This is a genomic window from Bacillus sp. GMs2/2 (genome assembly GCF_050172095.1).
Taxonomy (GTDB): domain Bacteria; phylum Bacillota; class Bacilli; order Bacillales; family Bacillaceae_G; genus Bacillus_A; species Bacillus_A cereus.
Genome location: NZ_JBNLYE010000278.1, coordinates 1 through 5,397, shown reverse-complemented (window position 1 = coordinate 5,397; position 5,397 = coordinate 1). Strand labels below are relative to the sequence as shown.

Here is a 5,397-nt window from a genome sequence, read left to right as displayed (position 1 = left end):
AAATAAAAAAATAAATAGGTGATATATATGCTACGTTCTATCTCGCATAATCCAATTTTATCGCATATACCGCCTGCTACTCAAATGCCGAAAGAAGCAAATGTCAGGACAGGACTTGCATTTTCGGATAATTTGCATGCAGATCCGAAAAAAGATAAATTGCTAGAACAAATGGAAGCTTTTGTCGATAATATTGGAGAAATTAAAGAGAAAATTGAAATGGAATTAACGCTTGATAATGTAATGGAATACAAAAATACAGTAAAATCATTTTTGAATTTTTACGTGGATAATGTATTGCAGTATAAAGATGTCATGTCTCGTCACCCGCGTTACGGATATTCACAGAAAATGACGATTGTGAAACAGGCAGAAATGGGATTGAATGAATTAGAAGATGTTATGAATTTAATTAATACGAAAACAGGACATTTAGAAATGTTAAATCAAATTGGAGAAATCCATGGTTTAATTGTGAATTTAGTCTTGTAAAAGGAAGGAAGCTATATGTACATACAATTATATGAAAAACTCGTTATTATTCAAAAAGCGTATGAAAATATTCAAGCGCTTGGAGAGCAAATATATGAGAATTTAAAAAATAAAAATGTAAATGCAGTTCAAAAATTGCAAGTAGAGCAATTGCAGTACATTGATGGTTTAAAAGGGTTATCAAGCTCATTAGAAGAAATGGTTGTTCAGTTCTGTAAAGAACAAGGAGTTGAAGCGTTTCGTGTAAGTGCGTTATTTTCGTATTTTTCTCAAGAAGAAATTGAAAAAATGGAAGAATTACAAAAAAACGTAACTGAATTAGAAGAGAATGTAAAAATGCTTCTTTTGAAAAATCAATATTACTTAAACGTACTATTAAAAACTACAGAAAGTATTGTGGATTCTGTTTCTGAATATAACTTAGAGCGAAACAATAATTCACAAATCTTTATGAACGAACTATTGTAAAGGAGAAGTGAAGCTTTATGAGATTATCTGATTATAATACACCGCTATCGGGCATGTTAGCGGCTCAAATGGGGTTACAAACAACGAAACAAAACTTGTCTAACATTCATACACCGGGTTATGTGCGTCAAATGGTGAATTACGGATCTGTTGGAGCAAGCAATGGTCATACGCCAGAACAGAGAATTGGTTACGGTGTACAAACGCTAGGTGTTGACCGTATTACTGATGAGGTAAAAACGAAGCAGTTTAATGATCAATTATCTCAGCTCTCTTACTATAACTACATGAATTCGACTTTATCACGTGTAGAGTCTATGGTTGGAACGACAGGGAAGAATTCATTATCTAGTTTAATGGACGGTTTCTTTAATGCCTTTCGTGAAGTAGCAAAAAATCCAGAACAACCAAACTACTACGATACATTAATTTCTGAAACTGGGAAGTTCACAAGTCAAGTGAATCGTCTTGCGAAAAACTTAGATACAGTGGAAGCACAGACAGCAGAAGATATTGAAGCGCATGTTAATGAATTTAATCGTCTTGCTGCTAGTTTAGCAGAAGCGAATCATAAAATTGGACAAGCGGGTACACAAGTGCCGAATCAACTTTTAGACGAACGAGATCGCATCATTACAGAGATGTCTAAGTATGCAAACATCGAAGTATCTTATGAATCTATGAATCCTAATATCGCAAGTGTTAGAATGAATGGTATTTTAACAGTAAATGGACAAGATACATATCCACTTCAATTAAATAAAGAAAAAGACCCAATGTCAGTTGAGATTTACGGTTCAGAAATCTCTGTAACTAGCGGAGCGATAAAATCAGCGATTGATACGAAAGCAAAGATTGTTGATTATAAAAAAAATCTCGAAGACTTAATGAATTCAGTGAAAAATCAAGTGAATACAGTGATGGGAAAAGATTTCTTCGTTGGAGATTATGCAAAAGATATGAAGTTAAATCCAGAATTCCAAAAAGATGTTTCGAAAATGAAAATGTCTGCTGAAACAGCAAATAAACTAGCAGCAGTTACAGATGGAGATTATAAAGAAGGTCTTTCTTATAAACAAGCATTAGACCAATTTATAGTTCGTGTTGCATCTGATAAAAGTGCAGTAAATGGTTATCAAAAAATTCATGGCGATTTACTAGAAGGTATTCAGCAAGAAAAAATGAGCGTTGAAGGTGTAAATATGGAAGAGGAAATGGTAAATTTAATGGCCTTCCAAAAATACTTCGTCGCAAATTCTAAAGCTATTACTACGATGAATGAAGTGTTTGATAGTCTATTTTCGATTATTCGATAAGTGATAGTAATTAATTGGAAATATATAAGGAGGAGATAGAAATGAGAGTATCTACATTTCAAAATGCAAACTGGGCAAAGAATCAGTTAATGGATTTGAATGTGCAACAACAATACCATAGAAACCAAGTAACTTCAGGGAAGAAAAATCTTCTTATGAGTGAAGACCCACTTGCAGCGAGTAAATCATTTGCGATTCAACATTCATTGGCAAATATGGAGCAAATGCAAAAAGATATAGCGGATTCGAAAAATGTATTAACACAAACTGAAAATACTTTACAAGGTGTTTTGAAATCTTTAACGAGAGCAGATCAATTAACAGTACAAGCATTAAGTGAGCAAAATGGTGAAAAAGAATTGAAAGCAATCGGTGCAGAGATTGATCAAATTTTAAAACAAGTTGTATATTTAGCGAATACGAAAGAGCAAGGCCGTTATATTTTCGGTGGTGATAGTGCAGAGAAGCCACCATTTACAGAAGATGGTACATACCAGGGCGGAAAAAATGATGTGAACTGGCAACTAAATGACGGTTATGAATTCAAAGCGTTCCGTAACGGAGAAGCGTTATTATCACCGGTTATAAAAACATTAAAACAGATGAGCGAAGCGATGCAAAATGGTGACCAAAAAGCGTTACAACCGTTATTAGGAGAAAATAAGAAAAACTTAGATGGCATCATTAACCGTACAACTGAAGTTGGTTCAACAATGAACACGATGGAGACGTTTAAAACAATTTTAAGCGAGCAAAACTTAGCGCTTCAAGAAAACCGTAAAGAAATTGAGGATGTCGATTTAGCGGTCGCGATTTCTGACTTGGCATATATAAATGCAACGTATGAAGCGACGCTTAAAGCGGTTAGTACGATGAGTAAAACGAGTATTTTAGACTACATGTAATCTATAAGGAGTGAGAAAAATGGCAGGAACAACGATGACAGGTATTGGTGGTAGACAACAAATTTGGAACCTCGGAAATAATATGATCGATACTTCTAACCTAGTAGAATTAGAGATGCAAGCGTTAGATATGAGAAAAACACCGTATACTACTGAGAAGCAAAAACTTACGCAAGATAAACAAGTATATGCAAGTTTAAAGACACAATTTACTCCTTTTACTCAAGTGTTTAAAGATTTAGCAGCTTTTAAAGGGAATGAGAAAAAAGTAACAACAACACAAGACGGCTACATTAATGTGAAAGCTGATGGTGGGGCGATTGCAGGAACTTTTAATATGACTATTACACAGCTTGCGCAGCGTCATCAAATAGCTTCAAATGACATTAAAGATATAAATGCGAAGCTTCCTAAAGATGAAACATTAAAACTAGGCGGTAAAGAACTAAAAGTAACAACTGATATGACATATAAAGATTTAATTAATAAGATTAATGATGGAGATTATGGCGTATCAGCTTATACACTTGGAAATAAAATTTTCATGACCTCGAAAAAAGAAGGAACAGATGGAGTAATTAAGTTTGAGGGGAACACATCTACACTATTTCAAGATATTGGTTTAGCTAATGCGGATGGCACAGCGCTTAATACAATCAATGAAGCACAAAATGCTAAATATAGTATTAATGGTATTGAAGCTGAAAGTTTTACTAATACAATTGAGGCTCTTCCGGGTGTGAAAATTGAATTGTTAAAAGTAACTGAGCCGAAAGTAGAAGGGACACCAGATGCCGGTACAACAACAGATCCAAAAACAAAAGGTGTAGAATTAAAATTTACGGTAAGTGATTCTAATGTAACAGACACAGCCAATATTATTAAAAAGATGGTAGCAGAGTATAATAAAGCAGTTTCTACAGTTGACCTTTTTGCTGGGAAAGATGGAGTTTTCCAAGGGCAGGTAATTATGCAAAGCGTACGTCAAGCGATGAACAATGTTGCAACATTTTCTCAAGATGGTAATTATTTATTCACATTCGGTATTCAATTAAAGCAAGATGGAACGATGGAAGTTAATGATGAAAAATTAACACAAGCATTAAAAGAAAAACCTGATGCAGCGAAGCAATTTTTCTTTAGTTCTAACGGTTTAGGAAAAATGATGGAAGAACCGCTTGATAAAATATTCGGTGATAAAGGTGTAGTTGGAGAACGTGTAAAAAATATTGATTCACGTGTAAGTGATTTAGATAAAAAGATTAAAGATATTGAAACGCAAAACTTGCAAAAGCAAGATGAAATTGTGAAGAAGTATCAAAAGCTAGAGAGTACATTAGCAGCGCTTGATAGCCAACTAAAAACAATTAAAGCAATGACAAAACAAAAAAGTGATGATTAATGAAAGTTGAGGAAGTGATCGTATGCAAGCATGGCAACGTTATATGCAAAATGATATTATGACGAGTAATCCGATTAAAAATACAATTTATATTTATGAAAGATGTATTGTAGAGTTTCGTAATTTAGAAGAACTTTTACATACTTTTAAACTACAAGAAGGGGACGCACTTCTTGAAAAATTAGAACGTATTTTTGAAGAACTAAAGCTTCAATTAAATCCTGAAATTACGAAAGATTTATATGATAGTCTCTATGGTTTATATGATTGGATTAGCATTCAAATTCAAACGATGAAAGTAACGCGTGAAGCGAAAGATATTGATGCAATTGTGAAAGTGTTACAAGATTTAATAGACGGTTACCGCGGAGCACTTGAAAATGAACAATGATATTTATCGGACGTTTGTCAGCTGTTTTAATGAAATCGGTGAATTGCAAGTGTCAGACAGAGAGTTTGCTGAGAAGAGTGAGATGTTAAATCGCTGGATGATGACATTGGATGAAGAAACGCGTGCGCAAGTTGCGGCAGAAGTAAGCCCGTTCATTATTAAGGCCGCTCAGCATATTCGGGATAAGCAAAAGATTTTGGAAGAAATGATTATGACAAATGATGGGCGAATGAAGGCTAATTCATTTTACGGTAAATATTAATAATAACGTTTGGAAACAGATTCCCCTTTTAAAAGGGGGTCTATTCCTTCGTTTACATAAAGAACTCCGCTGATTGAGGTTTCATTTTATGACTGTGATGAAAAAATCATAGTAATCTAAATAATAGAAAAATGGACTTTAGTTTGTAGTTTATATATTGA

General features: G+C 33.9%; 7 protein-coding genes. All 7 read left to right on the top strand.

What is annotated here, in order from left to right; all coding sequences use genetic code 11:
* Window positions 1-27 precede the first annotated feature (27 nt).
* Genes ACQGS6_RS22295 through ACQGS6_RS22265 form a run of 7 tightly spaced genes read left to right on the top strand, consistent with a single transcriptional unit; the run spans window position 28 to window position 5,236 of the window.
* Window positions 28-492, top strand: a complete 465-nt coding sequence (locus tag ACQGS6_RS22295; RefSeq protein WP_000946323.1) for a YaaR family protein — start codon at window positions 28-30, stop codon at window positions 490-492.
* Between the two features lie 15 nt (window positions 493-507).
* Window positions 508-960 (top strand): hypothetical protein, encoded by a 453-nt coding sequence (locus ACQGS6_RS22290; RefSeq protein WP_000275882.1) that lies wholly within the window; start codon window positions 508-510, stop codon window positions 958-960.
* 17 nt (window positions 961-977) lie between these two features.
* Window positions 978-2,276: a flagellar hook-associated protein FlgK gene (flgK, locus tag ACQGS6_RS22285; protein WP_426965623.1), complete on the top strand. Its 1,299-nt coding sequence runs from the start codon at window positions 978-980 to the stop codon at window positions 2,274-2,276.
* 41 nt (window positions 2,277-2,317) lie between these two features.
* The gene (locus ACQGS6_RS22280; RefSeq protein WP_030024826.1) at window positions 2,318-3,181 is read left to right on the top strand and encodes a flagellar hook-associated protein 3; all 864 of its coding nucleotides are present in this window, start codon (window positions 2,318-2,320) and stop codon (window positions 3,179-3,181) included.
* Between the two features lie 19 nt (window positions 3,182-3,200).
* Complete coding sequence (locus ACQGS6_RS22275) at window positions 3,201-4,583, top strand: flagellar hook-associated protein 2 (protein WP_000929308.1); 1,383 nt, start codon at window positions 3,201-3,203, stop codon at window positions 4,581-4,583.
* A gap of 22 nt (window positions 4,584-4,605) precedes the next feature.
* Window positions 4,606-4,974: a flagellar export chaperone FliS gene (gene fliS / locus ACQGS6_RS22270; RefSeq protein WP_001149532.1), complete on the top strand. Its 369-nt coding sequence runs from the start codon at window positions 4,606-4,608 to the stop codon at window positions 4,972-4,974.
* Window positions 4,964-5,236 (top strand): hypothetical protein, encoded by a 273-nt coding sequence (locus tag ACQGS6_RS22265; protein ID WP_001058088.1) that lies wholly within the window; start codon window positions 4,964-4,966, stop codon window positions 5,234-5,236. The genes fliS and ACQGS6_RS22265 overlap by 11 nt, the downstream gene beginning before the upstream one ends.
* The last annotated feature ends 161 nt before the right edge of the window (window positions 5,237-5,397 follow it).

Bases quoted from the DNA above. Each gene is read 5' to 3' on its own strand.
- ACQGS6_RS22275 (WP_000929308.1), top strand. From the start codon at position 3,201: ATGGCAGGAACAACGATGACAGGTATTGGTGGTAGACAACAAATTTGG.
- ACQGS6_RS22295 (WP_000946323.1), top strand. From the start codon at position 28: ATGCTACGTTCTATCTCGCATAATCCAATTTTATCGCATATACCGCCT.
- ACQGS6_RS22265 (WP_001058088.1), top strand. From the start codon at position 4,964: ATGAACAATGATATTTATCGGACGTTTGTCAGCTGTTTTAATGAAATC.
- flgK (WP_426965623.1), top strand. From the start codon at position 978: ATGAGATTATCTGATTATAATACACCGCTATCGGGCATGTTAGCGGCT.
- ACQGS6_RS22280 (WP_030024826.1), top strand. From the start codon at position 2,318: ATGAGAGTATCTACATTTCAAAATGCAAACTGGGCAAAGAATCAGTTA.
- fliS (WP_001149532.1), top strand. From the start codon at position 4,606: ATGCAAGCATGGCAACGTTATATGCAAAATGATATTATGACGAGTAAT.
- ACQGS6_RS22290 (WP_000275882.1), top strand. From the start codon at position 508: ATGTACATACAATTATATGAAAAACTCGTTATTATTCAAAAAGCGTAT.